At 70.8% G+C, this 26,344-nt stretch carries 18 protein-coding genes and 1 pseudogene; 10 read left to right on the forward strand and 9 right to left on the reverse strand.

Annotation, left to right across the window (positions count from 1 at the left end; all coding sequences use genetic code 11):
- The first annotated feature begins 1 nt into the window (after position 1).
- From ACOQFR_RS01175 to ACOQFR_RS01185, 3 genes are all read left to right on the forward strand, one after another.
- The gene (locus ACOQFR_RS01175; protein ID WP_421377716.1) at positions 2–685 is read left to right on the forward strand and encodes a DUF2062 domain-containing protein; all 684 of its coding nucleotides are present in this window, start codon (positions 2–4) and stop codon (positions 683–685) included.
- 9 nt (positions 686–694) lie between these two features.
- A complete protein-coding gene (locus ACOQFR_RS01180; RefSeq protein WP_421377717.1) occupies positions 695–1,906 on the forward strand; it encodes a sialidase family protein in 1,212 nt (403 codons plus the stop codon).
- A 201-nt stretch (positions 1,907–2,107) separates the two neighbouring features.
- The gene (locus ACOQFR_RS01185; RefSeq protein ID WP_421377718.1) at positions 2,108–3,955 is read left to right on the forward strand and encodes an autotransporter domain-containing protein; all 1,848 of its coding nucleotides are present in this window, start codon (positions 2,108–2,110) and stop codon (positions 3,953–3,955) included.
- Between the two features lie 937 nt (positions 3,956–4,892).
- On the opposite strand, the gene ACOQFR_RS01190 is transcribed toward ACOQFR_RS01185, so the two are convergent.
- Positions 4,893–8,672, reverse strand: coding sequence for a translocation/assembly module TamB domain-containing protein (locus ACOQFR_RS01190; protein WP_421377719.1), 3,780 nt, complete (start codon positions 8,670–8,672; stop codon positions 4,893–4,895).
- Complete coding sequence (locus ACOQFR_RS01195) at positions 8,669–10,456, reverse strand: autotransporter assembly complex protein TamA (protein WP_421377720.1); 1,788 nt, start codon at positions 10,454–10,456, stop codon at positions 8,669–8,671. The genes ACOQFR_RS01190 and ACOQFR_RS01195 overlap by 4 nt, the downstream gene beginning before the upstream one ends.
- A 160-nt stretch (positions 10,457–10,616) precedes the next feature.
- Between ACOQFR_RS01195 and ACOQFR_RS01200 the strand changes: the two genes are divergently transcribed.
- From ACOQFR_RS01200 to ACOQFR_RS01210, 3 genes are read left to right on the forward strand one after another with little or no spacing between them, the layout of a single operon-like run.
- Positions 10,617–12,989, forward strand: coding sequence for a TonB-dependent receptor (locus tag ACOQFR_RS01200; RefSeq protein WP_421377721.1), 2,373 nt, complete (start codon positions 10,617–10,619; stop codon positions 12,987–12,989).
- Between the two features lie 48 nt (positions 12,990–13,037).
- On the forward strand, positions 13,038–13,724 hold the full coding sequence (locus ACOQFR_RS01205; protein WP_421377722.1) for a Fe2+-dependent dioxygenase: 687 nt from the start codon (positions 13,038–13,040) through the stop codon (positions 13,722–13,724).
- Between the two features lie 7 nt (positions 13,725–13,731).
- On the forward strand, positions 13,732–16,371 hold the full coding sequence (locus ACOQFR_RS01210) for a PepSY domain-containing protein (protein WP_421377723.1): 2,640 nt from the start codon (positions 13,732–13,734) through the stop codon (positions 16,369–16,371).
- A 74-nt stretch (positions 16,372–16,445) separates the two neighbouring features.
- On the opposite strand, the gene glyS is transcribed toward ACOQFR_RS01210, so the two are convergent.
- Both glyS and glyQ read right to left on the reverse strand, forming a co-directional pair.
- Positions 16,446–18,635: a glycine--tRNA ligase subunit beta gene (glyS, locus tag ACOQFR_RS01215; protein WP_421377724.1), complete on the reverse strand. Its 2,190-nt coding sequence runs from the start codon at positions 18,633–18,635 to the stop codon at positions 16,446–16,448.
- Positions 18,628–19,551 carry a glycine--tRNA ligase subunit alpha gene (gene glyQ, locus ACOQFR_RS01220; RefSeq protein ID WP_421377726.1) on the reverse strand — a complete coding sequence of 308 codons (924 nt, stop codon included), beginning with the start codon at positions 19,549–19,551 and terminating at the stop codon, positions 18,628–18,630. The genes glyS and glyQ overlap by 8 nt, the downstream gene beginning before the upstream one ends.
- Positions 19,552–19,620: 69 nt before the next feature.
- Between glyQ and ACOQFR_RS01225 the strand changes: the two genes are divergently transcribed.
- Positions 19,621–20,346, forward strand: a complete 726-nt coding sequence (locus tag ACOQFR_RS01225; RefSeq protein ID WP_421377727.1) for a glutamine amidotransferase — start codon at positions 19,621–19,623, stop codon at positions 20,344–20,346.
- Positions 20,347–20,350: 4 nt separating this feature from the next.
- Positions 20,351–21,274, forward strand: a complete 924-nt coding sequence (locus ACOQFR_RS01230; protein ID WP_421377728.1) for a hypothetical protein — start codon at positions 20,351–20,353, stop codon at positions 21,272–21,274.
- An 85-nt stretch (positions 21,275–21,359) separates the two neighbouring features.
- On the opposite strand, the gene ACOQFR_RS01235 is transcribed toward ACOQFR_RS01230, so the two are convergent.
- From ACOQFR_RS01235 to ACOQFR_RS01255, 5 genes and pseudogenes are all read right to left on the reverse strand, one after another.
- Positions 21,360–22,052: an RDD family protein gene (locus ACOQFR_RS01235; RefSeq protein ID WP_421377729.1), complete on the reverse strand. Its 693-nt coding sequence runs from the start codon at positions 22,050–22,052 to the stop codon at positions 21,360–21,362.
- Positions 22,053–22,056: 4 nt separating this feature from the next.
- Entirely contained in the window at positions 22,057–22,761 is a 705-nt protein-coding gene (gene tatC / locus ACOQFR_RS01240) for a twin-arginine translocase subunit TatC (protein ID WP_421377810.1), read from the reverse strand.
- Positions 22,762–22,793: 32 nt separating this feature from the next.
- On the reverse strand, positions 22,794–23,342 hold the full coding sequence (gene tatB / locus ACOQFR_RS01245) for a Sec-independent protein translocase protein TatB (protein WP_421377730.1): 549 nt from the start codon (positions 23,340–23,342) through the stop codon (positions 22,794–22,796).
- A gap of 30 nt (positions 23,343–23,372) precedes the next feature.
- Positions 23,373–23,603 carry a Sec-independent protein translocase subunit TatA gene (tatA, locus tag ACOQFR_RS01250; RefSeq protein ID WP_421377731.1) on the reverse strand — a complete coding sequence of 77 codons (231 nt, stop codon included), beginning with the start codon at positions 23,601–23,603 and terminating at the stop codon, positions 23,373–23,375.
- Positions 23,604–23,684: 81 nt separating this feature from the next.
- Positions 23,685–24,347, reverse strand: a pseudogene (locus ACOQFR_RS01255) (lipid-binding SYLF domain-containing protein); the annotation flags it as partial.
- A 127-nt stretch (positions 24,348–24,474) separates the two neighbouring features.
- On the opposite strand from ACOQFR_RS01255, the gene hemH reads away from it, so the two are divergent.
- The gene (hemH, locus tag ACOQFR_RS01260) at positions 24,475–25,482 is read left to right on the forward strand and encodes a ferrochelatase (RefSeq protein ID WP_421377733.1); all 1,008 of its coding nucleotides are present in this window, start codon (positions 24,475–24,477) and stop codon (positions 25,480–25,482) included.
- Positions 25,482–26,339, forward strand: a complete 858-nt coding sequence (locus tag ACOQFR_RS01265; RefSeq protein ID WP_421377734.1) for an alpha/beta fold hydrolase — start codon at positions 25,482–25,484, stop codon at positions 26,337–26,339. Before hemH ends, ACOQFR_RS01265 begins: the two co-directional genes overlap by 1 nt.
- The last annotated feature ends 5 nt before the right edge of the window (positions 26,340–26,344 follow it).

Raw genomic sequence — 26,344 nt, forward strand, 5'->3', positions numbered from 1 at the left:
GATGCCCGTCCGGTCCCATCCGCTGCACCGGCGCTGGCTGGCGCGCCGCAAGCGCCTGCGCCGCTGGCTGCGGCCGCTGCCGCGGCGGGCCAACGTGGCGCGCTACCCGGTGCTGAAATGGTTCGCCGAGGCGGCCCGACGCCGGCCCTACCTGTGGTCGTTCAAGCGCGGGCCGGTGATGCGGACGCTTTACGCAGGCTCGGTGCTGGCCCTGCTGCCGGTACAGGGACTGCAGGTCAGCCTGGGGCTGGCGCTGGCGATTTTGCTGCGCGGCAACCTCACGCTGATGGTGGCGCTGCAGCTGGTGGTCAATCCGCTGACGATGGCGCCGGTGTACTACGTCACCTACCAGCTGGGGCGGAAGGTGATGACGCTGCTGGGCGCGGGCGCCGCAGCGGAAGGGCTGCAGGGCGGCGTGTACGCGCTGGTTGTGGGCGGCGTGGTGGGCGGCCTGGCGGTCGCGCTGCTGCTGGACCTGGCCTGGCGCGCGGTGGCGTGGGAAGCGCGGCATTTCCGCGCGCAACTCGCGGCGCTGCATCTGGACATGGGCTACCGCCACGGCGGCCACGAGGCGCCGCCGCTCCCCTTGGTCGACGCCGATCATGCCTGCGAACCCGTCGTGCCGGCCGCCGCCGGTTCGGACGCGCCCCCAGCCTTGACCGGCTCCCCACACGACAAGGCCTAGCGTACCCGCATGAAATTCCTGCTCTCCCTGCTGCTGCTGACTCCCGCCACGATGGCCGCCACCGTGCAGGACTGGCCGCTGCCCGCGCCCAAGGAATCGGCCCAGCCCAACCTCTCGCTCAGTCCCGGCGGCGACCTGCTGCTGAGCTGGATCGAGCGCCGCGGCGAGGCCGGGCATCGTCTGGTCTTCGCGCGCCAGGAGACCGGCGGCGCGACCTGGTCGGATACCCGCACGATCGCGGAGAGCAAGGACTGGTTCGTCAACTGGGCCGACTTCCCCGCGCTGCAGGAACTGCCCGACGGCAGCCTGTGGGCGCACACGCTGCCGCGCAACGGCGAGGCCACCTATGCCTACGACGTGCAGCTGCAGGTGTCGCGCGACGGCGGCCGCACCTGGACCACCGCGCCGCCGGTGCACGACGACGGCACCGCCACCGAGCATGGCTTCGTGACGCTATGGCCGCAGGCCCGCGATGAGCTGGGCATCGCCTGGCTCGATGGCCGCCACACCGGCGGCGGGCATCAGGGCCACGATTCGCACGCCGGCGGCCCGGGCGTGATGACCCTGCGCGCCGCCCGCTTCGGCGAACTCGGCAAGCGCGGCGAGCGGGAGCTGGATGCACGCACCTGCGACTGCTGCCAGACCGACAGTGCCCGCATCGGCGACCGCGGCGTGCTGGTGGCCTACCGCGACCGCGGCGAGGACGAGGTGCGCGACATCAGCGTCATCCGCCACGACGGCAAGACCTGGCGCAAGCCGGTGCCGGTGCACGCCGACGGCTGGGTGATGGCAGCCTGCCCGGTCAACGGCCCGGCCATCGCCGCACGCGGCCGGCAGGCCTGGGTGGCCTGGTACACCGGCGCCGGTGACCAGCCCTCGATCCGCATCGCCACCTCGACCGACGAAGGCCGCAGCTTCCGGCCGATGCGCGAGATCGCACGCGGCCAGGCCCAGCACGGGCGCGTTGACCTGGCCGCGGACGCCAGCGGCGTGTGGGTCAGCTGGCTGGAGGAATCGGCCGGCCGGCAGTCGCTCTGGCTTGCGCGCTACGCGCCCGACCTGTCGGCGGAACATTTCCGCACCCGGGTCGCGGCCATACAGGGCCGGGGCCGCGGCACCGGCTTCCCCCGGCTGCAGCTGGCCGGCGGCGAGGCCTGGCTGGCCTGGACCGAGGTGGTGGAGGGCCAGCCGCGCCTGCGCGGCGCCCGGGTCCGGCCCTGAACGCCGCGCCTGAACCACTGTACCTAGTGGTATGGAACCGGCCTTTGGATTAAGGTGATGCGGCCCCGTCGGACCTTGTCCGCCGGGACAGGCAGCGGCTCAAGGGGAGGGAGCAATTCCGGCGCAAGCATCGGGATTGCCAGAGGAGACCCTGGGCACGTGGTCACGCACACCCCATAAGCCCGTACAGGAGTTATCCCCATGCCCCGTTCCCACCGTTTGGCCGGCGCCGTTGCCCTCGCGCTTGCCTGCGCCGGCACCGCCCAGGCGCAGCAGTTCAGCGGCTTCGTCGTCTTCGGCGACAGCCTGAGTGATTCCGGCAACATCGCCCGCGCGCAGAACCTGCCGGCGGGCAACAGCTTCACCACCAATCCCGATCCCGTCGCCGCGCAGATCATCGCCGCTGCGTTCGGCTTCTCCGATGCGCCCTCGCTGCTGGGCGGCACCAACTTCGCCTGGGGTGGCGCCTGCGTGCGCGCCGCGCCCGCGCCCTGCCTCAACCCGGTGCCCAACATCCCGACCCAGGTGACGCAGTACCTGTCGCTCACCGGCGGCGTGGCTGATCCCAATGCGCTGTACAGCATCTGGGGCGGTGCCAACGACATCTTCGCGGCGCTGGGCACCCCGGCCACCGCGCAGGCCAACACCGTCGCGGCCGCCACCTCGTACGTGCAGCAGATCGCCCGCCTGCAGGGCGCCGGCGCGAATTACATCGTGGTCTACAACCTGCCCAACCTGGGCGCGACGCCGCAGTTCGGCGCCAATGCCGCCACCGCCGCGTCGGTGTCGCAGATCACCGTGGTGTACAACTCGGCGCTCGATGCCGGCCTGGCCACGCTGGGCGACGGCATCATCTCCATCAACACCTTCGGCCTGATCACCGAGATCACCGCCAACCCGGGCCTGTACGGCTTCACCAACGTCACCGGCCAGGCCTGCGGCGCGGGTTCGAGCTCGGTGGCCTGCGGCCCGGCCGGCTCCGGCCTGCCCTTCACCTATGCCCCGGGCACCAACAACACCTTCCTGTTCGCCGACGGCGTGCACCCCACCGGTGCCGCGCACGCGATCCTGGCCAACGTGGTGCTGTCCACCATCGCCGCGCCGGTGCAGGTTTCGTACGCGGGCGAAGGCGGCGTGCAGATCGCCGAGAACCATGCCCGCGCCACCAACGACGAACTGCTGTCGGATTTCCAGCTCGACCGCGAAGTGGGCAGCGTGCGTGGCTACGCCACCGCGCAGTACGGCTCGCATGACTTCGACGACAACGCCGGCACCAACATCCTGGGCGGCGAAGCCGACGTGCTCAGCCTGACCCTGGGCGCCAACCACCGCATCACCGAGAACGCCTACTGGGGCGTGTCGCTGAGCCTGGGCAACCACGACAACGACGTGGCCAGCGCCAACCTCGACAGCCGCACCGTGCTGGCCAGCCTCAACGGCGCCTTCCGCTTCGGCAGCGGCGGCTACCTGAGCGGCTCGATCGGCGGCGGCAGCAGCAGCGTCGACATCGAGCGCTACATCGAGATGGGTCCGACCACCCGCACCGAGAACGGCTCCACCAACGTCCGCCAGTACGGCGCCGACGTCGGCCTGGGCTGGCTGTTCGGCTCCACCGACGGCCTGCAGCATGGTCCGTTCGCCGGCGTCACCTGGATCAACCAGGAAGTGAAGGGTTACGCCGAGGAAAGCGGCAGCGCCACCTCGATGAACTTCTCCGACTTCGACCGCGACTCGGTGGTGTCCCGCATCGGCTACCAGCTGCAGGGCAACATGGGCACCAGCGACCGCGGCATCCGTCCGTATGCGCGCGTGGCCTACAACGAGGAAGGCGAGGACGACCAGATCCAGGTCAACGCCGGCTCCAACAGCATGCCGGGCCGCTTCACCATCGGTGGCTTCACGCCGTCCAAGGACTGGATGAGCGCCGAGCTGGGCGTGAACTTCACCGTCGGCGACAGCGTGACGGCGTTCGCGGCCTACACCGGCCGCTTCAGCGACGACCTGCAGGAGCGCAACAGCCTGAGCCTGGGCCTGCGCGTCGCGTTCTGATCCTGGTTTCCTGATTCACCGGAAGGCCGTCCTCTTGGGCGGCCTTTCTTTTTGGCGGCTGGGGGTTCTTGGCGCCGGCGTCACCGCGGAAGCGAAGGTCACTTTCTGCTCAGAGGGGCCTTTTATTTCGCAGAAAGTGACCTTCGCTTCCACGGCGCCGCCGGTCCATCCGCCGAGGGCGCTCAAAGGAAGGCCCGTGGCCGCGCGCCATGATGCTTGCGCGTGTGCGATCCGGACAAAGTCGGACCATCTCTCCTGCTGATCCGGCGGTTAAACAACTCCCTACACCTGCCACCAGCGCGTCAGCGCGTGCGTGTCCACCTGGACACGCGATCCCCTTGGTCGCGAGCTTGATGGACGTCGAGACCGGGACACCTGTCCGCCCGGCGGCGGAGGTGGGTTCTTGGCGATTCCGGGAAGCGCATCTGGCGGGCAAAGCGAAAAGCTGGCGCTGCCGCGCGGAGAGCAGGCGCACGTGGCCTCCTCTCGTCACATGGCGAGCATTGGCGATCAGAAAATCGACGCAGCCCGAATGCGGACTTCCCCGGTTGCAGTACGACCTGTGAGGCGCCGGAGTCGCTTCTCACGCTGGCCCCGAACCCACACCCGCCGCCGGGCGGATAGGTGTCCCGGTCTCGACGTCCATCAAGCTCGCGACCAAGGGGATCGCGTGTCCAGGCGGACACGCACGCGCTGACGCGCGGGCGCCAAGTCGACCGCACTGTTCAACCGCGCGATCAGCAGGAGAGCTGGTCCGCCTTGGTCCTGATCGCACACGCGCAAGCATCAGGGCGCGCGGCTACGGGCCTTCCTGACAGCAACCCGGGCGATCCGGACCGGGTGGGCCGTGGAGGTGCAGGTCACTTTCTGCGAAATAAAGGCTTCTCTGAGCAGAAAGTGACCTGCACCTCCGCGGTTCGCCCGGCGCCGAACCGCCCTACTTTTCGCGCCGCCAGTTGAGCGAAGCGGCACTCTCGTTGCCCGACTCGATGCTGATGTCGAAGCCGCGCCGCAGCAGGTACTTCAGCGTGACCACCTGGCCGGTGCCGATCAGCGAGACGCCGTAGCTGAGGAACAGGCGCGGTGACACATATTTGCCGACGGTGAAGGTGGCGCCGCCGAGGTTGCGTGATTCGGTGACGCCGGCCTCGTCCAGGCCCAGCGTGTTGCCCAGCTGCTGCGCGACCAGGTTGCCGCCGGCGCCCAGGGCCAGCGCCGCGGCGCCGAGCTGTTCGTTCTCGCTGCCGGTGGTGTTGCTCAGCGGGCGGCCGAACACCAGCCAGGCCAGCGCCTCGCTGGTTTCCATCGCGGGGCTGGACACCACGGTGGTTTCCGGGCGGCGTGCGGTGCCGCGCACCTGCACGCCCACGGTGACTTCATCGAAGTCGCGCTCGGCGCGGATGTCCAGCGTGGGGTTGTCGTAGGGCGTGTCGGCATAGGCCAGGCGCGCGCGCTCGATGGTCAGGGCCTGGCCGTAGGCGCGGTACTTGCCGGTGACCTCCAGCGTGCCGGTGGCGGTGGCGCGATGGCCCGGGCGTTCGCGCAGGCTCAGGCTGCCGCGCATCTCGCCGTCGAGGCCGAAACCCTTCAGCCGCACTTCCTCGCCCAGGGTGATCGCGAACTGCATGTCCAGCGGCTTGCTGCGCGCGCGCGGGCCATCCATCGGATCCACCACCACCACGTCGGGCGACACCGACACGTTGCTGTCCAGCGCTTCGAGATCGGCACGCGCTTCGGGTACCGTGAGGCTGCCGCGGATCTCCAGGCGGTCCTCCAGCCAGCGCAGGCTCAGGTCAGGCGTGCCGATGATGTAGAGCTCGGCGGTGCTGGCCAGCGTCACGTTCTCGCCGCGCAGGGCCAGCTGCAGCGGTGCGCTGGCGTCGCGGAAGTTCAGGTCGCCGTCCAGGTTGAGCAGGCCTTCGCCCGAGCGCACGCTGCCCTGCAGGCGCGCGCTGCCGTCCACGTTGCCGACCAGGGTGAAGCCGCCCTCGCGCAGCTTCACGCCCAGGGCCGGCAGTTCGGCGGCGAACTCCAGCAACTGGGCCTGGCCCGACAGCGCAGGCGCGGCACGCGTGCCGCCCAGCGTGATCTGGCCCTGCAGCCGGCCGATCGGCGCGGCCAGGTCTTCGGAGAACAGCTCCAGCCAGGTCAGCTCGCGCACGTCCAGCTGCAGATCGCCCTGCAGCGCGGCGTCGGCGGCCAGGCCCGTGCGCACGTTCGCCGACACGCTGCCATCGGCGGCCAGCGTCGCGGCCAGCGTGCCGGTGAGCGCATCGCCGGCCAGGCCCAGCTGCAGGTCGAGATTGGAATAGGCGAACACCTCGCGCTCGAGGTCTTCGTCCAGGCGGATCGCGCCGCGTTCGGATCGCAGGCTCGCTTCGCCACCCCAGCGGCCGTCGCGAGCGCGTCGCAGCTCGGCCTGCAGGTCGAGGGTGCCGTCGAGCTCCAGCGCCAGCGCATCGTCGTCGGCCAGCCACGGTTGTGCCAGCGCCAGCGGCAGGGCGTCGCCAGTGAGCGTGGCGGTGTTGCCGTTGGCCGCGATGCAGAGCCGGCCCCCGATGGTCTGCGCGGCCAGGCAGGTGGCGTCGATCTGCAGCACCTGCGGTCCGTAGCGGAAGCTGGCGGGCGTTTCCAGCACCAGCACCAGCACCGGCGCCTTGTCGGCCGCGAGCCGCAGCTGCTCGAGGCGCCCGCGCCATTCGGCGCCGCTGCGGCCGACGCTGCCGGTGAGGTTGATCTCGCCCAGCTCGCCGGCGGCTTCGCCGTCGAGCTGCATCTGCGCCAGGCTGCCGCGGCCGCGCAGCGCGATCCGGTCCAGGGCGATGCCACCGAGCGCCAGCCCTTCGCCGTCGACTTCGAACACGCCCGCGTTGCCGCGCGCGGGCAGGGTGCCGCTCACCCGCAGGCGGTCGGCGCGCTGACCGTCCCAGCGCAGCGATTCACCCTGCAGCTGCGCGTCGTAGTCGAGCGTGTCGGCCGGGCCACGCAGGGCGAGGCGACCCTGCAGCCGGCCTTCGGCGCCCGCGATCACGTCGGCAAGGTCCAGCGGCGCGAACGTGGCGGTGAGGTCGTAGCGCGCCCCGAAGCCGCCGCGCGCATCGATCACGCTGCCACCGATGCGCAGCGCTGCCTCGCCGGTGCCGCGGTCGCCGGCCCAGGTGCCGGCCACGCGACCGGAGACCGGGCGCTGGCGCAGCTGGCCCGACAGTCGTTCCAGTTCACCGCGACCACTCCATGCGCCGGCCTCGTCCTGCGCCGCCTCCACGCGCAGGTCGCCGCTGATCGCGCCCGGATAGTCGGGCAGGAAATAGCCCGGATCGAAGCCGGCCAGCGCCGCCTGCAGGTCGAACGAAAGCGTCGGCGCCCAGCGCACGCGGCCGCGGCCATCGAGCGATCCGGTCGGGGTGTCGGCGCGCAGGGTGTCGAGCGCCAGCTGCTCCGCGTCGCCGTCGCCCGCGATCGCCAGCCGGGCCTGCTCGCCGCCGCGTTCGAGCGTGGCCTCGCCTTCGACGGTCCAGGCTTCGAAGCGACCGGTTGCCTTGATCTCGCCCGACGCCGTCACCGGCAGGGCGCCCGGCTCCGCCGAGGCGGACTCGAAGCGCAGGCCGGTGCTGGCCAGCACCGCATCGAAGCGCGAGTCGTCGCCGGCCATCGCCAGTTCGCCCGTCACCTGCAGCGGACCTTGCGGCAGCACCAGCCGCAGCGGCTGCGCGCGCAGCACCTGCTCGGCCAGCGCGAGTTTGGAGGGCTCGATGCCGACGGTGAAGTCGCCGCGCGAGACCTCGCCCTGCACGTCGGCCTCGCCGCCGCGGCCGTCGGCGGCCAGGTCGAAGCGCCAGGGTTCGCCGGGCGCCGCGCCGAACAGCGCAGGCTGCAGGCCCAGCGACGTGGCCTTCAGGGTCCACACCGGCACCGCCGCCGATTCGCGCAGGTCCAGGCTCAGCGTCAGCGTGTCGGGCGCCTGGCCCACGGCCTCCAGGCGAAGCGCGTCCAGGTCGCCCTTCGCGCTGAACTGCAGGTTGGCCGCGGGCGTGTCGTCGGTGGCGGGCACGGCCACCGTGCCGACCAGGTCCATCCGGAAATTGCGCGCGGGCAGGTACTCACCCTTGAGCGTCAGGCGGCCGCGATCGCTGTCCATCGCCAGCGAGGCCAGCGTGAAGCCTTCGCTGGCGAAACGCAGGTCGCTGGCCGCGATGCTTCCGATGTCGATCAGCGTGTCGCCGTCCTGGTCGATGCGCAGCCCCTGCACGTCCATCCGGGTGGCCGCCATCTGCAGCGGCATCGGCAGCCGGGGCAGCGAGCCGGGCCAGGTCGGCAGCTCGAAGGTCTCGTCGTCGGTGGGCGGCAGGGTCAGCACGGCCCCGTCCACTTCCAGCCGGTCCAGCTGCAGGCGGCGGCCGAGCACCGGCAGCACCTGCGGATCCAGCAGCACGCGCTCGGCGGTGAAGCTGACGCCGTCATGCGAGTAGCGCAGGCCATGGAACACCAGCGGGCCGAACACCGTGCCCTCGGCGCGGTCCCACACCAGCGACTCCGGCGGCAGCAGGCGCACCACCCGCGCCAGCAGCGAGTCGCGGCCGCTCACCGTGCCCAGCAGCCAGAACAGCACGGCCCCGAGCAGCAGCACCAGCACCAGCGAGCCGATGCCCGCGCGGCGTGCGTAGCGGCGTGCGCGCGAACGCGGCGGCCTGGACGTCGGGGCGGCGGGCGCGTTCAAAGATCGGGCCCGATGGTGAGGTGCAGGCGAACGCTGTTCTGCGCCTGGTCGCCGAGGCCGTGCGCCACGTCCACGCGCACCGGGCCGACCGGCGAGCGCCAGCGCAGGCCCGCGCCAATGCCGACCTGCCAGTCCAGGTCGTCGCGCTCATCGAAGGCGTCGCCGGCGTCCACGAAGGCGGCGCCGCCCCAGGTGCGGGTGAACATGTGTTCGTACTCGACGCTGCCCGTCACCAGATGCTTGCCGCCGTAGACGTAGCGGCGGCTGCGGTAGTCGGTCAGCGACTCGCCGATCTCCTGGTAGCCATAGCCGCGCACGCTGTTGTCGCCGCCGGCATAGAAGCGCATGGATGGCGGCAGCAGTTCGAACTGGTCGCTGATCGTGGTGCCCAGCTCGGCGCGCAGCAGCAGCCGGTCGCGGCGTCCGAAGCCGTGGATGAAGCGGCCTTCGGCGCGCACCTGCACGAAGTCGATGTCCGAACCCAGGCCGGTCGAGCCGCCGCGCAGCTCCATCGTCAGGCCGCGCGCACGGCGCGGATACAGCACGTCGTCGGTCTCGGTCCACTGCGCCCAGAGCGACGGAAAGACCAGCGTGGAGTAGTTGAACGAGTCCGGCGCCTGCGCATCGTCGTAGCGCTCGCGCCGGAAATTGAGCGCGGCGATCAGGTTCCAGCGCCCCAGCTTGCCGCTGCGGCTGCCCACCACTTCCACCAGCTGGCTGTTGATCAGGTCGATCTCCTCCTCGCGCACGCTGGCGCCGAAGGTGTACCAGCCGTCGAGCCAGGCGAAGGCGGGGATCTTGTACTGCACGGTCACGTCGTTCTTGCGCTGGGCCAGGCCGGCCTGGGCGCGCAGCTTGTGGCCGCGCCTGTTCACCCAGCGCCGCTCGACGCCACCGGTGACGCCCACGCCGGTATCGGTGCCGTAGCGCACGCCGGCGTTGTAGACGCTGCGCTTGCCCGGCACCAGCGCCACCTTCACCGGCACGCGGCCGTCCACGGCCTTGTCCGGTTCGGCGGTGATGTCGATGGCGCTGAAGTAGTCCAGCTCCGACAGCGACTTCTGCAGGTCCAGCAGTTCGGTCTGGCTGTAGAGGTCGCCGGGCGTCCAGGGCTGCAGTTTTTCCAGCAGGCCGTCGTTGAACTGATGGCCTTCGAAGCGGGCTACACCCAGCCGGTAGCGCTCGCCGCTGGTCCAGGCCAGGTCGATGTCGGCGCTGCGCTCGGCCCGGGTCACGGTCACCCGGTGCGTGACCAGCTCGGCATCGAAGTAGCCGCGTTCGGCCAGCGCGCGGTCCATCGCGGCCTTGCTGTCCTCGTAGATGCCATGGTGGAAGGGCTGGTCCACGCGCGGCCGGAAGCGCTCGATGCGGCGCATCAGCGGGGTGTCGGCCTCGGCCGGGCCGGTGAGGACCACGTCGTGGCGACGTACCCGGACGGGCTCGCCCGGGGTCACCGTAACCAGCACGGTCACGGCTTCGCCGGTGCGCTGCACCTGGGTTTCGACCACGGGCTCGTAGTAGCCGAACGGCTCCAGCGCGCCACGCGCCTCGCCCGGCGCCTTGCGCAGCAGGTAGGACAGGCGGCTTTCGCTGATCGCCTTGCGGCGATTGGGGTTGAGGCGTTGCAGCGACAGCGCGTCCTGGACGTTGTCGCGCATCTCCTCGTCGGCCAGGCCCTGCACCACCACCTCGCGCAGCTCCAGCGCTCCGGCCGGCACGGGCAGGAGCAGCAGCAGGGCGATCAGGGTCAGGGGAGGGCGCAGGGCGGGGGGCAGGGTCGGCATCTGCGCAAAGGATACCCGCTGACTTCGTAAGCGGGCTGGCAAGGCCCGACACCGGCGACCCCTTGCTTGCGAATAGGGATGCGAATAAGATTGATTCTCATTAGCTAGTCGCAACGACCCAGCCAGACCGCTCCAGAACTTGCCCACCAGGGGTTTTTGCATGATCTCCAGACACACCGTGCCGGCGCTGCGTCGCCCGGCCCCGAGCCTCGTCGCCCTCGCGATCGCGTCCGCCCTGGCCATGGGCGCCCTGCCGGCACTGGCCGACCCTGTCGCCGACGCCGAACTCGATGCCTCGCTCGACGCCATCGCCGACGCCTCCGGCGCCACCCGCCTGGACGGCATCGAAGTCCAGGGCGAAACCCTCGACAAGCCCGCCTCGCCCAAATACACCGAGGCCCTGCTCGATACCCCGCAGACCATCACGGTGATCGACAAGACCACCATGGACCAGCAGGGCCTGGTCGGCCTGCGCGACATCCTGACCACGCTGCCGGGCATCACCTTCGGCGCGGGCGAGGGCGGCGGCGGTTACGGCGACAGCATCAACCTGCGCGGATTCAGCGCCACCTCCGACATCACCGTGGACGGCGTGCGCGACAGCGCCCAGTACACCCGCACCGACAACTTCAACCTCGAATCGCTGGAGCTGGTGAACGGCGCCAACTCGGTCCATTCCGGCGCGGGCTCGGTCGGCGGCAACATCAACCTGGTCAGCAAGGCCGCGCGGCTGGAGGAGTTCAGCGTGCTCAGCCTGGGCGCCGGCACCGACAGCTACGGTCGCGCCACTTTCGACACCAACCACGTGCTGGGCAACGACACCGCGTTCCGCCTGAACGCGATGGTTCACCGCAACGACGTGCCCGACCGCGACCACGAGGACTTCAGCCGCTGGGGCATCGCGCCCTCGATCGGTTTCGCGCTGGATTCGGACACGCGGCTCACCCTCAGCGCCCTGGTGCAGAAGGACGAGAACACCCCGCAGTACGGCCTGCCCTATTTCTCCGCCTACGGCGGCACCCTGCCCGGCATCGACGAAGAGGGCTACTACGGCTACAGCAACCTAGACCGCCAGGACATCGACAACACCTCGTTCACGGCCGTGTTCGAACATGACTTCAGCGATTCGGTGGGACTGCGCAGCCTGGCGCGCTACCAGCGCGTGGACCAGGACGCCGTGCTCAGCGCCACCCAGGGCACCTGGTGCCTGGCCAGCGGCATCAACCCCGCCACCGGCCTGGCCTGCACCGGCGGCCAGCCGGCCAACACCTACCAGCCCAGCGGCCCGCGCGGCCTCAGCCGCAAGACGGTGAACAGCCTGGCCACCAGCCAGACCGACCTGACCTCGCGCTTCGAGGCCGGCGGCATCGAGCACGCGCTGGTCACGGGCGTGGCCTTCACCAGCGAACACTTCGACCTCGACACCGGCAGCCTGCTGCGCAATCCCGACGGCAGCCTGGTGGTGCTGCCGCGCATGGACCTGTCGAATCCGGAGTCGACCTGGACCGGTCCGGTGAACTACACGCTCACCGGCCGCACGGAGGGCCAGCTTTCGAACGCGGCGATCTATGCGTTCGATACGCTCAGGTTCAACGACCAGTGGATGCTGAACCTGGGCGCGCGCTACGAGCAGAACGAAGGCAGCAGCGGCACCTGGGCCGTGGTGCAGGCCCCGGCGATCACGGCGCCGGCCATTCCGGGCATCGGCACCGTCACCGGCAAGAACGCCAGCTTCGAAAACGACGAGCGCCTGTTCTCGTATCGCGCGGGCGTGGTGTACAAGCCGGCGGAAAACGGCAGCGTCTACTTCAGCTACTCCAACAGCAAGACGCCGTCCAAGGCCTCGGTCAACGGCAGCTGCACCGCGCTGACCTGCGGCGTCGAACCCGAAACGGCCGTGAACTACGAGCTGGGCACCAAGTGGGACCTGGTGGACCAGCGGCTGGCGCTGACCGCGGCGATCTTCCGCAACGACCGCGAGAACTACAAGGTCGCCGACTTCGATCCGGTCACCGGGCTGCCGATCGAGCAGCAGCTCGAGGGCCAGGCGCGCGTGGACGGCGTCAGCCTCGGCGTCGCCGGGCACATCACGCCGGCATGGTCGATCTTCGCCAACGCCACCTTCCTGGACAGCGAGGTGCTGCAGAGCGTGTCCGACAATTGCCTGGCCACGCCCGGCCAGAACGGCTGCACCAACACGCCAGCCAACCCGGATCCGGAAGCGGGCCTGCCGATCGTGCAGACGCCGGAGAAGTCGGCCAGCCTGTGGACCACCTACGCCCTGGCCAGCGACTGGATCCTCGGCTACGGCACCACCTACCAGGACGGCTTCCGCCTGGCCGGCAGCAACTACGCCAAGGGCTTCATCACCCACCGCGCGATGGTGGGCTACACGGTGAACGACACGCTGTCGCTGCAGCTCAACGTCAACAACCTGTTCGACAAGGACTACTTCGTCCGCGTCCGCAACAACGGCTGGGCCACGCCGGGCGAGGCGCGCTCGGTGATGTTGACCGCCAATCTCGCGTTCTGACTTTTCCAAGCCCGGCCCGCGGCGACGCGGGCCCGCCAGGAGACCGCCATGCTGCTGCAGGTTCCCAAGGTACTCACCCCCGACCAGCTGGCGATGTTCCGGCAGCGTCTGGCCACGGCCGGCTGGGCCGACGGCAAGCTCACCGCCGGCTACCAGTCGGCGCAGGCCAAGGACAACGCGCAGCTGCCGGAGAACGACCCGGTGGCACGCGAGCTGGGCGGCCTGGTGCTGGACGCACTGGGTCGCAGCGCCCTGTTCTTCAGCGCGGCGCTGCCGCGCAAGATCTACCCGCCGCTGTTCAACCGCTACGCCGGCGGGCAGTCGTTCGGCTTCCACGTGGACAACGCGATCCGCTACGAGCGTAGCGGCGCCCGCAGCGAGCCGGTGCGCACCGACCTGTCGGCCACGCTGTTCCTGAGCGAGCCCGGAGACTACGACGGCGGCGAGCTGGTGATCGAGGACACCTACGGCGTGCAGACCGTGAAGCTGGCGGCCGGCGACCTGGTGCTGTACCCGGGCACCAGCCTGCACAAGGTGACGCCGGTGACGCGCGGCGAACGCCTGGCCTGCTTCTTCTGGATGCAGAGCCTGGTGCGTGACGCCGGCCAGCGCCGTGAACTGTTCGACCTCGACCGCGGCATCCAGCACCTGACCCAGGCTGCGCCCGGACATCCGGCGCTGGTGCAGCTCACCGGCGTGTACCACAACCTGCTGCGCCGCTGGGCGGAGTCCTAGGCCTTCCATGTTCAAGAACGCGATCTTCCAGATCCACTGGTTCCTGGGGATCACCGCCGGCCTGGTGCTGGCGGTGGTCGGCGTCACCGGCGCGATGCTGTCCTTCGAGCACGACCTGCTCAAGGCGATGAATGCCGGCGTGATGACCGTGCCGGTGCAGGGCCGTACGCCGCTGGCGCCGGAGGAACTGCTGGCGCGGATTGCGCGGGCCGAGCCGGGCAAGACGATCAGTTCGATCACGCTGCCGGCGGAAGCCGGCGACAGCGCACGCGTCGGTTTCGCACCCGTGCAGGGGGCGCCAACCGGACCCGGCGGGCGCGCGCGCGGCGAGAGCCGCTACGTCGATCCCTACACCGGCGACCTGCTGGGCACGCCGCGCGGCGAAGGCTTCTTCCGCACCACGATGCAGATCCACCGCTGGCTGGCGGCCGACGAGGTCGGCAAGCAGATCGTCGGCGCCTCGACCGTGGCGCTGGTGTTCTTCTGCCTCTCGGGCCTGTACCTGCGCTGGCCGCGCAAGTGGCTGGACTGGCGTGCCTGGCTGCGGCTGGACTGGGCGCAGAGGGGCCGCAGCTTCCTGTGGCACCTGCATTCGGTGGTGGGTACCTGGGTGGTGCTGGCCTATCTGGTGATGGCCTTGACCGGGCTGTTCTGGTCCTACGACTGGTACCGCAGCGGGCTGTACTCGATCACGGGCACGCCGGTGCCGGCGCAGCGTGGGGGTCCGCCGCCGGCGGGCGCGGGCGCGGCGGGCGAACGCCAGCGCGGCAGCGGCGCACTGCAGGCCGATCCGCGGGGCGGTGGCGCGTCGCGCGGCCAGGGTGCGGTGACGGCGCCGGACGTGGCGGCGGCCTTCGGGGCGTTCAACCGGATCGTGCCTGCGCATTCGAGCCTGACCCTGCGTCTGCCGGGGTCGCCGGGCCAGCCGCTGGAATTCAGTTACCAGGATCCGGATCCGCCGCACGAGCGTGCCAACAACCGGCTCACGCTGGATGCCGCCACGCTGGCCGTGCGCGAGCACGAGCGCTATGACGACAAGCCCGCGGGCCAGAAGCTGATGGCCAGCATCTTCCCGCTGCACAGCGGCAGCTTCTTCGGGCTGCCCGGCCTGCTGCTGTTCGGCCTGGCCAGCCTGGCGATGCCGCTGTTCACGATCACCGGCTGGCTGCTCTACCTCGACCGCCGCCGGAAGAAACAGGCCGCCGCCCGCGCCGCGGATCTGCTTGCGCCGGCATCGGTGGCACCGGCCGTCGCCGGGGCCGCGACCGACCTTGTCATCGCATACGCCAGCCAGACCGGCACGGCCGAAGGCCTGGCCTGGCAGACCGCTTCAAGCCTGCAGGCGGCCGGTCTGCGCGTGCAGGTCGTCGCCCTGTCCACGCTGGACGCGGAAGCTCTGGCGCGCGTGCCGCGGCTGCTGGTGGTGGCCAGCACTTTCGGCGAGGGTGAACCGCCGGATGCGGTGCGCCGCTTCGCGAAGCGCGTGCTGGCGCAGCCTGCGGCGCTGTCGGGACTGCGCTTCGGCCTGCTTGCGCTGGGCGATCGCAGCTATGCGCATTTCTGCGGGTTCGCGCGCGACCTGGAGCACTGGCTGCGGCAGCACGGCGCGGTGCCGCTGTTCGACACCGTGCAGGTGGACAACGGCGATGCCGGCGCGCTGCGGCACTGGCAGCATCACCTGGGGCTGCTGGCGGGACGCACCGATCTGCCCGACTGGAGTCCGCCGCGCTACGAGGCCTGGCGACTGGTCGAGCGCGAGCTGCTCAATGAGGGCAGTCCCGGCGGCGCGGTGTACCGGGTCGCGCTGTCGCCGCCCGCGGCGGGGGCGCACTGGCAGGCGGGTGACATCGCCGAGATCGGGCCGAGGCTCGCGCCGGCGGAGGTGTCCACCTTCCTGGCCGCCAGCGGCCATGACGCCGGTGCGACCGTGAGCCTGCACGGGCAGCCTCTGCCGCTGCGCGATGCGCTGGCGGGCTGCGTGCTGCCGGATCCGGCGTCGGTGCGGGGTCTGTCGCCGCAGGCGCTGGTCGACGGGCTGGCGGCGTTGCCGCATCGCGAGTATTCGATCGCGTCGCTGCCGTCGGAGGGGCGCATCGAGCTGCTGGTGCGGCAGATGCATCGCCCCGATGGCCGCCTGGGCCTGGGCTCGGCCTGGCTGACGCGGCATGCGCTGCCGCAGGCCGGCATCGCGCTGCGCCTGCGCAGCAACCCGTCCTTCCACGCGCCCGCGGACGACCGTCCGCTGGTGCTGGTGGGCAATGGCACCGGCATCGCCGGGCTGCTTGGCTTGCTCAAGTCGCGCGTGGCGGCGGGCCATCGCCGCAACTGGCTGCTGTTCGGCGAACGCTGCGCCGCGCATGACTTCCACTTCGGCGCCGAGATCGAAGCGATGCAGGCCGCCGGTTTCCTGGAGCACCTGGACCTGGCGTTCTCCCGCGACACGCCCGACCGCGTCTACGTGCAGCAGCGCCTGCGCGAACAGCTGCCGCGCCTGCGCGCCTGGCTGGCGCAGGGCGCCACCGTGATGGTCTGCGGCAGCCTGGAGGGCATGGCCCCCGGCGTCGAGTCCGTACTCATCGAAGCCATCGGCCCCGAAGCCCTGGATCAACTAGCCGAAACCCACCGCTACCGCCGCGACGTCTACTGATGAAAACATACCAGGTATGTTTTCATTCCCGCTGAGACTGTCTCATTGCCAGTGAAAACATACCTGGTATGTTTTCAGGTGGTGGATAGTTGTTCGACGGCGGCGACGGTGGCGAAGCGGTCGGCGATCTGCTTGAGCAGGGCCAGGCGGTTGTCGCGTACCGCGGGGTCGTCGGCCATCACCATCACGTCGCGGAAGAAGGCGTCCACCGGCAGCTGCAGCTGCGCCAGGCGCTTGAGCGTGCCGACGTAGTCGCGCTGGGCGAGCAGTGGATCGGTGTCGGCCAGCGCCGTCACCAGCTCGCCGTGCAGGCGCAGTTCGGCCGGGTCCGACAGCCGGGAGGCGTCAACCTCCGACGGAATGTCGCCCTCGACCTTCTTGAGCAGGTTGCGGATGCGCTTGTTGGCGGCCGCCAGCGACGAGGCCTCGCGCAGGCGCACGAATTCGGCAATGGCCTTGAGCCGGCGGTCGAAGTCGAGCAGCGATTCCGGACGCACGTCGGCCACGGCGTCGAACTGCGTGCCCGGCACGCCCTGGTCGGCGTAGTAGCCGCGCAGGCGCTCGGTGATGAAGTCCTGCAGCTCCTCGATCTCGGCGGCGTTCATCACGCCCGCCCCCACCGCGCCATCGCCCTGCACCTTGACGCCATGCGACACGGCTTCCTCGGCGGCCTTCTGCTTGGAGCGCAGGTCCACCATCACCATCGAATCGAGCACGCCCGAGCGCGCCGCCACCAGCAGGTCGCGGGTGTCGAGCTCCAGGCCGCCCTCGATCAGGGTGCGGGCCAGGCCCAGCGCGCTGCGGCGCAGCGCGAACGGATCCTTGTTGCCGGTGGGCTTGAGACCCGCCGCGAAACCGCCGGCCAGGGTGTCCAGGCGCTCGGCGATGGCCAGCACGCGGCCCAGCGGCGAGGGCGCGATGGCGTCGCCGGCGAAGCGCGGCTGGTAGGCCTCGTCGATCGCCTGCGCCACCTCGGAAGGCTGGCCCGCGGCCGCCGCGTAGTAGCGGCCCGCGATGCCCTGCAGCTCGGGGAACTCGCCCACCATGCGGCTCTGCAGGTCGGCCTTGGCCAGGCTGGCGGCGCTGTGCGCCATCGCCACGTCCAGGCCCAGCTTCTCGGCGATGGCTTCGGCCAGCACCGTGACGCGCACCGTCTTGTGCGAATAGCTGCCCAGCTTCTGCTGGTAGGTGACCGTGGCCAGGCCCGCGGCCATGCCGGCCAGGCCCTGCTTGAGGTCTTCGTCGTAGAAGAACTGCGCGTCGGCGAAACGCGGCCGGATCACGCGCTCGTAGCCCTGGCGGATCTGCGCCGGGTCCTTGCTTTCAAGGTTGGCGATGCCGATGAACTTCTCGCTCAGGCGGCCCTCGGCGTCCAGCACCGGGAAGAACTTCTGGTTCGACTCCATGGTCGAGATCAGCGCTTCCTGCGGCACCCGCAGGAAGCCGGGCTCGAAGCTGCACAGGATGGCCTTGGGCCATTCCACCAGGCAGTTCACTTCCTCCAGCAGCTCGGCAGGCACGCGAGCGCTGCCGCCGGCCTCGCGCGCCGCGGCGTTGATCTCGGCGCGCACGCGATCGCGGCGCTCGCGCGGATCGGCCAGCACGTAGGCGGCGCGCAGGGCCTCGAGGTATTCGTTGGCGTCGTTGAGCCACACCGGCTTGGCGTGGTGGAAACGGTGGCCTCGGCTCATGCGGTCGGCCTTGAAGCCCAGCACTTCACCGGGCGCCACGTCGCGGCCCAGCAGGATCACCAGCCAGTGCATCGGCCGCACGAAGCCGGTCTCGCGGCTGCCCCAGCGCATCGGCTTGGGAATCGGAAGGCCCTTCACCGCCTCGTTGACGATCTCGGCCAGCAGGTCGAGCGTGCGCGCGCCCGGCCGGTTGCTGCGGGCCACGAAGCGCATGCCCTTGGCGTCGGTGACGCGCTCGAGCTGCTGCCATTCCAGGCCGTTCTTCTGCGCGAAGCCCAGCAGGGCCGGCGTGGGATTGCCCGACCCGTCCAGGCCGACATTGGTGTACGGCCCCAGCACCTCGCTGTGCTGCACCGGCTGCTGGGTGGACACGGCCGGCAGGTAGACCGCCAGTCGGCGCGGGGAATACAGCGGGCGCGCGGGCAGGTCGCCCGGCACGTCGGGCAGGGCGATGCGGCGCGCGGCCAGGGCCTTGAGGATGCCGTCGTAGAAGGCCTGGGCCAGCTCGGGCAGGGCCTTGGGCGGCAGCTCTTCGGTGCCGATCTCGACCAGCAGGGGCAGGTGCTCAGACATTCACGGTCTCCTCGCCGCGGTGGGCCGGCGCACGCAGGCCGGGGAAGCCCAGCTTCTCGCGCTGCGCGTAGTAGGCCTCGGCGCAGGCGCGCGACAGCGTGCGCACGCGCAGGATGTAGCGCTGGCGCTCGGTGACCGAGATCGCGCGGCGCGCATCGAGCAGGTTGAAGCTGTGCGAGGCCTTGCAGACCTGCTCGTAGGCGGGCAAGGGCAGGCCCAGCTCGACCAGCTTCAGCGCCTCGGCCTCGCAGGCGTCGAAGCGGTGGAACAGTTCGCCCACGTCGGCGTGCTCGAAGTTGTAGGTGCTTTGCTCGACCTCGTTCTGGTGGTAGACGTCGCGATAGGTGATGTCGCCGTGCGGGCCGCGGGTCCAGACCAGGTCGAACACGTTGTCCACGTCCTGCAGGTACATGCACAGGCGCTCGAGGCCGTAGGTGATCTCGCCGGTGACCGGCTTGCACTCCAGGCCGCCGGCCTGCTGGAAGTAGGTGAACTGCGTCACCTCCATGCCGTTGAGCCAGACTTCCCAGCCCAGGCCCCAGGCGCCCAGCGTCGGCGATTCCCAGTTGTCCTCGACGAAGCGCAGGTCGTGCACCAGCGGATCGATGCCCAGCACCTTCAGCGAGCCGATGTAGAGGTCGAGGATGTTGTCGGGATTGGGCTTGAGCACCACCTGGTACTGGTAGTAGCGCTGCAGGCGATTGGGGTTCTCGCCGTAGCGGCCGTCGGTGGGCCGGCGGCAGGGCTGCACGTAGGCGGCGTTCCAGGGCTCGGGACCCAGCGCACGCAGGAAGGTGGCGGGATGGAAGGTGCCGGCGCCGACCTCGAGGTCGAGCGGCTGGATCAGCACGCAGCCCTGCTCGGCCCAGTACTGGTTGAGCCGCAGGATCAGTTCCTGGAAGGTGGGTGCGGTCATCGCGGTTCGCCGTGTCCTTGAAGCGCGCTAGTATAGCGGCGAACCGCGCCACGGCTCGCTCTGCGCCCGATGAAACCCTTCCTGATCCTCGAAACCGGCACGCCCATCCCGCGCCTGCGCCGCCACGGCAGCTTCGGCCACTGGATCCGCGTCGCCGCGGGCCTGCATGGCCGCCAGGTGCGGCACTGCCGGGTGCTCGACGGCGAAGCGCTGCCCGAGCCCGGCGAACACGCCGGCGTGCTGGTCACCGGCTCGGGCGCGATGGTCACCGAGCGCCTGGACTGGAGCGAGCGCAGCGCGCAGTGGCTGCGCCGCGCGGCCGACGCCGGCACGCCGCTGTTCGGCATCTGCTACGGGCACCAGCTGCTGGCGCATGCGCTGGGCGGCCAGGTCGACTACAACCCGCGAGGCCGCGAGATGGGCACGGTGCCGGTCGAACTCGACGCCGCCGCCGGGCACGATGCCCTGTTCTCCGGCCTGGGCACGCGCTTCGATGCCCATACCACCCACCTGCAGACCGTCACGGCGCCGCCACCGGGCGCGACGGTGCTGGCGCGCTCGGAGCGCGACGACTGCCAGGCCTTCCGCTGGGGCGATTCGGTGTGGGGCGTGCAATTCCATCCCGAGTTCAGCACCGGCATGATGCGGGGCTACATCCAGGCGCGTTCCGAAGCGCTGGCCAACGAGGGCACCTGCCACCAGGGCCTGCTGCGCGCGGTGAAGCCGGCGCCGCTGGCCCGGCGCGTGCTGCGACGATTCATCCATGTGGCGCACCAGCGCCACGGCAAGGGGTAAGACGATGAGTGCAAGGACCGTGGAGATGGCCGCGCCGTTCGGCTGGCTGATGAAGTCGCTGGACGTGGGCCGCCGCAATCCCAAGGCGCTGTTCGGCGCGCTGCTGCTGATGGTGGTGGTGGTGTTTGCGATGACCGCGATGCAGATGGTGGCCCAGGCCATCGTCGGGCCGTCGCTGATGGCCCTGGGCGTGGTGTACGTGGTGGTGATGCTGTTCAGCGCGGTGGTGATGCCGCCGATCACCGGCGGCGTGTTCCGCGTGATCGATGCCACCCACCGCGGCGCGCCGGCGCGCGCCACCGACGTGTTCTCGATGTTCCGCCAGCCTGGCGCCGCGCGCCAGGTGATCCTGGTGTCGCTGCTGTTCACCGCCTTCTACCTGGTGTGCGCCGCGGCGCTGTCGTTCACTGCGGTGGGCCAGTTCTACAAGGAGTACTTCGCGATTGCGATGGCGGTGCCGCCGGGCGGCCAGCCGGACATGGACGCCATCAAGGCGCTGCTGCTGCGCGCGCCGAACGGCCTGCTGCCCACCACCCTGCTGATGATGCTGGTGGCCCTGGTCTGGACGCACGCCTACATGCTGTCGCTGGCGGGCGTGGCCCTGCGCGGCGGTGACGTGCTGCCCAGCGCGGCGGCCGGCACGGTGGCGGCGCTGAAGAATTTCCTGCCGCTGCTGGGCTTCGTGATCGTGGCGGCGATTGTCGGATTCATCGTGGTGCTGCTGCTGGCGATCGTGCTGGCGCTGGTGATGGTGGTGCTGTCGCTGGTGAGCCCGGTGCTGGCCACGGTGGTGATGGTGCCGGCCATGGTGCTGATGATGCTGGCGCTGTATGCGGTGATGTTCGGCTTCTATTACCACGCCTGGTGCGACATCTTTGGCGAGACGTCGGACGCGGTGCCGCCGGCCCCGGAGGCCGTGGCGCTCTGAGCCACGCGCGCGGACACCGGCCGGGCGCGCGCTGCGGGCGGGCCGGCCAGGGCGTCGCGCGTCGTTCCGCTTGTGGTCCGCGGACTCAGGGAAGGCCGGTCTGCACCGCTTCCCACAGCAGGGCCGCGTAGGCCAGCAGCACGTAGGCGTTGAAGCCGCAGAACAGCGCGGCCTGCAGCAGCAGCCAGCTGCGTGCCCAGCGCGGCATCGCGGGGTCGGCGCCCGGGGCAAGCTGCACCCGCGTGCCCGCGATGTAGTCGTGCAGCGCACGTTTGCCGGGCGTCCATGCCGCCATCGCGTGCCCCAGGTTGAAGCTCAGCCACGAGCCCACGCCGGCGACGAAGCGCAGCACGATCCGCCCGCGCCCGCAGGCCTGGCCGCCCAGGTCGGTGACCCACAGTCCGGCGGCCCGTTTGCCCGGGCTGGCCTGGGCGCGCGAGGCTTCGGTGGGAATGAACCACAGCGCCGCCACCGCGAACAGCACGACGGCGCCGAAGCCCAGCAGCCGCGCCAGGGCCTCCGCTAGCGAGGTGATGCCCTCGCGCAGGGCCGGGTCGGACAAGGCCCGGGTTACGGCGGCGAAAAGATCGCCGGCTTCGGCCAGGGTGGCCTCAAGGCGTTCCAGCAGCCGCATCTGCAGCGCCTCGAAGCGCGTGGTCAGGTCCGGCCAGTCGCGAAGCCCGCGCCACGCCAGCAGCGGCGAGGCCAGCAGCACCACCGCGGCGGCATCGAGGCTGTAGGCGGCGTAACGGCGCCAGAAGCCGGCCGGCGCTTGCATGGGCTCAGGCGTCCGCGGCCTTGGGCCGCAGGATGGCGCCGGCGATGATGCCGATCTCGTAGAGCAGGCACATCGGAATCGCCAGCATCAGCTGCGAGACCACGTCGGGCGGCGTGATGATGGCGGCCAGGATGAACACGCCGACCACCACGTAGCCGCGCGCCTCGCGCAGCTGCGCCGGCGTCACCACACCCAGTAGCACCAGCACCACCACCGCCACCGGCAGCTCGAAGCTCAGGCCGAAGGCCAGGAAGATCACCAGCACGAAATCGAGGTAGCGGCTGATGTCGGTCATCATCGCCACGCCCTCGGGCGTGACCGCGGTGAGGAAGCCGAACACGGTGGGCAGCACCAGGAAGTACGCGAACGCGCAGCCGATGTAGAACAGCGCCACCGCCGCCACCAGCAGCGGACGCGCCAGCCGTTTTTCGTTCTGGTACAGGCCCGGCGCCACGAAGGCCCAGGCCTGGTACAGCAGCACGGGCATCGCCACCATCAGCGCCACGAAGAACGACAGCTTGACCGGGGTGAAGAAGGGCGAGGCCACGTCGATGGCCACCAGCTGGCCGCCTGCGGGCAGCTTGGCCAGCAGCGGCGCCGCCAGTTCGGCGTAGATGCGGTTGCCGAAGGGCAGCAGCGCGATGAACACCGCCAGCACCGCCAGCACGCCCTTGAGCAGGCGCGCGCGCAGCTCCAGCAGGTGGCCCATCAGCGATTCTTCGGGCTGGCCGGCGCGACCGGTCACGGCGGCGGCGGATCGCGCCGCGCGGGGAAGGCGATCGGCATCTGGGTGGCGGTGTCGGGCGCGTCCGCGGGCGGGTCGGTGTAGAACTCCGGTTCGGGTCCGGACGAAGGCGAGGCCTCGTTCTGCGTCGTGTCCCCTGCGTGCGGTGCGACGACCCCGTCGGACGGCACGGCGGACGGGTCGGGCACTGGCACCGCAGACTGCGGCGGGATGTCGAGCACCGCGGTGGCGGCATCGCCATCGGCGCGGGCCAGGGCCTCGGCCTCGCGGGTGGCCGCGGAGACGTCGCGGCCGACCTCGCCCAGGTCGCGGCCGACACCGTCCAGGTCACGGCGCAGGTCCTGCACCGGGTCCGAGAGGCTGCGCTTCATTTCATCGGCCGCCATCTCGCGCTCGAACTCGGACTTCACCGAGTACCACTGCGCGCGCGCCTTGCGCACCCACAGGCCGGCGAAGCGCGCCGCCTTGGGCAGGCGCTCGGGACCGAGCACGAGCAGGGCGACGACCGCGATGACGAGCAGTTCGCTGAAACCGATGTCGAACATGGGGCGTGCCGCTCCCGGCCGGGGCCGGGATCAGGAATCCTTGCGCTGGCTGTCCTGGCGCGAGGCTTCATCCTGCGGCGGCGCCTCGCGGCGCTCGCTGCCCAGCTGGGCCGGCGGCTCGTCCTTGCCCTTGAGGCCTTCCTTGAAGCCCTGGATGCCTTCGCCCAGGTCCTTGCCCACGCCCTTGAGCTTCTTGGTGCCGAACACCAGCACCACCACGACCAGGACGATGAGCCAGTGCCAGATGCTGAAGCTGCCCATGTGCGTATTCCCGCGTTGATCCGAGGACCCAAGGATAGCGCAGGCGGCGCCTGGCCGCCCCGGCCATCAGTCCTGGGAGACGGTGTTTTCTTCCAGGCGGTCGCGGAACTCGACCAGGGGCGCGGCGGGGGCATTGGCGCGGCCCTCGAAGATGGCGCGCGGGGTGGTGTTGTTGCCGTAGGCGCGCTGGTTCGCCCTGTGGTCGATGCTCATCACGGCGCCATCCAGGGCCACGCCGGCGAACAGGCCGCGGGCGCGCGAATAGCTGTAGATCTCGGCCTTGAGCTGCTCGTCGGTGCTGGCCTGGGCGCTGCGGCCGACCGGGCCGGCGGCCACGCTGGCGTCGGCGCCGAGGGTGAACTTGCCGTTGACGATGTTGTCCACGCCGCGCGGGCTGCGGAAGACCAGAATCACGTCGGCCGACTGCACGCCGGCCTGGAAGCCGAGGCTGCCGCCGGTGAGGGTGACGAAGCTGGGGTTGGACCAGGTGCCGTCGCTGCCGCGCACCGCGATCAGGCCCTTGCCGCGGCGGCCACCGATGACCAGGCCGACCTTGACCACGTCCGGGATGACGGCGATGGCGTGGGCCTCGTCGAACATCTTGGCCGGCACCGAGGTCTCGGGGATGCGCATGATCTCGGCCAGCACGCGGGTGGCGTCGGTGGCCTTGTTCTCTTCCTTGACGCCGGCATGGGCGGGCAGGGCGAGGGACAGGATCAGGGCGGCGGCGGCTAGCGGGGCCAGCAAACGAGTCATGGGGGTCTCCGGGTGGCGCAACGGGTCGAGTATGGCGGCCGGCCATGAACCGGGCGTGAGCCGGACCTTCATTCCGGCGATGATAGTTTGTGCGCAGCCGACAAGGACAGTTCCCATGACGCCGTATCGTGACGCCCCGGCCAGCGCCGGCCCGGGCTGCACCGCCCTGCTGATGGTCAACCTGGGCACGCCCGAAGCGGCCACGCCCGGCGCGGTGCGCCGCTACCTGGCCGAATTCCTGCACGACCATCGCGTGGTCGAACTCACGCGCTGGCTGTGGTGCCCGATCCTGCACTTCGTGATCCTGCCGCTGCGCTCGGGCAAGGTCGCGCGCAACTACGCCACGGTGTGGATGCCGGAAGGCTCGCCGCTGATGGTGCATACGCGCCGGCTGGTGCAGAAGCTGCAGCACAGCCTGCCCGACGTGTGCGTGCGCATGGCCATGCGCTACGGCCAGCCCTCGGTGGCCTCGGTGCTGCGCGCGCTGGAGGCCGAGGGCATGACCCGGCTGCTGGTGATGCCGCTGTATCCGCAGTATTCGGCCAGCACCAGTGCGGCGGTGCTGGATGCGGTGACGCGCGAGATCGGCGGCTGGCGGCGCGTGCCCGAGCTGCGCTTCATCGCCGACTACCACGACGACGCCGGCTGGCTGGACGCGCAGGAAGCGCGCATCCGCGCGCACTGGGACCTGCATGGCCGCGCCGACAAGCTGCTGTTTTCCTTCCACGGCCTGCCGCAGCGCTTCGAGCGCGCCGGCGATCCCTACCCGCGCCAGTGCGAGGCCGGCACCCGCGCGCTGGTGGCGCGGCTGGGCCTGGCCGAGGGCGAGTGGCTGATGACCTACCAGTCGCGCTTCGGCCGCGAGGCCTGGCTGGAGCCGGCCACCGACAAGACGCTGGAAGCGCTGGGCCGGGACGGCCTGCGCAGCGTGGACGTGGTCTGCCCCGGCTTCGCGGTGGACTGCCTGGAGACGCTGGAGGAAATCGCGGTGCAGAACGCCGAACTGTTCCGCCATGCCGGCGGCGGCGAGCTGCGCTACATCAGTGCGCTCAACGACGAACCCGGGCACGTGGCGGCGCTGGCGGGCCTGGCGCAGCGGCACCTGCAGGGCTGGCCGCACTGATGCCGCAGGGCGCGCAGGACATGCGGCTTGAGACCGCCCGCGGCGAGCTGTGCGCGCTGCGCGGCGGCACGCCCGGCGGTCCGCGGCTGCTGTGCCTGCACGGCTGGCTGGACAACGCCGCCAGCTTCCTGCCGCTGGCGCCGCACCTGGCCGGCTTCGACTGGGTGGCGCTGGACCTGCCGGGGCACGGGGCCTCGTCGCACCGGGCGCCGGGCTATGACTACGCCTTCGTGGACTGGGTGCACGACGTGCTCGACGCGATGGACGCACTGGGCTGGGCGCAGTGCGACCTGCTGGGGCATTCGATGGGCGGTGCGATCGCCAGTGCGGTGGCGGCGGCGGCGCCGGAGCGCGTGCGGCGGCTGGCGCTGGTCGAGGCCCTGGGCCCGATCGCCGCCGAGCCCGAGGCTGCCGGCACGCGGCTGCGCGAGGCGGTGGCGGCGCGGCGTGCGCTGGCGCCGCGGCCGGTGCGCGTGATTCCGGACATCGAGGCCGCGGTGGCCGCGCGCCTGTCCGCCAGCCGGATGACGCCCGGGGCGGCGCGCCTGATCGTCGAGCGCAACCTGCGCGCGGTGGAAGACGGCTACGCCTGGCGCAGCGACCCGCGCCTGACCCTGCCCTCGCACCTGCGCCTGACCGAGGCCACGGTGCAGTCGCTGCTGCGGGCGATCCAGGCGCCGGTGCTGGTGGTGGCGGCCGATCCGTCGCCGCCCTATTTCACCCCCGACACGCGGACGGCGCGGCTGGCCTGCCTGGCGCAGGGCGAGGTGCACGTGTTCGCCGGGGGCCATCACCTGCACATGGAGCAGGCCGACCAGGTGGCCGGCGTGCTGCTGGCGTTCCTCTCGCGGCCGTGAGCCGT

It is taken from the genome of Arenimonas sp. MALMAid1274 (genome assembly GCF_049195245.1).
Classification (GTDB): Bacteria; Pseudomonadota; Gammaproteobacteria; order Xanthomonadales; family Xanthomonadaceae; genus Arenimonas.